The sequence below is a fragment of the Telluria sp. AZSoR62 genome (assembly GCF_058111565.1).
On record NZ_JBYTST010000262.1, the window covers coordinates 1 to 283 of the forward strand.

A 283-nucleotide genomic window follows, 5' to 3' on the forward strand; every position below is an offset into this window, starting at 1 on the left:
GGACCGAGGCCATCGGGCTCGTTGTGCCCGAGACCGCCGCGCAGTTCGCCGAGGCGCAAACTACTGCGGCTGACTTCCTGGCTGACTTCGACGCGCGTGAGGCGACGCTCCAAGGCGAGGAGGAGACCGTTCGGGACGAGCTGTCCCCGCTGACCAGCCGCCAGGTCGATCTCCTGGACGAGAAGCGGTCCCTCCAGGGTCGCACCGGCATGGTCCCGCGCAGGCTGCACGACGCGCGCGTGCGGATGGCCCAGGCTGCGGGTCTCGACCCGATGAACGACCT

The 283-nt window shown here is 70.0% G+C and carries 1 protein-coding gene; it reads left to right on the forward strand.

Going from position 1 to position 283, the window contains the following annotated elements; translation table 11 throughout:
- Positions 1–283: hypothetical protein (locus AC3XQU_RS23730; RefSeq protein ID WP_489876591.1), on the forward strand; the 283-nt coding region annotated here is incomplete at both ends.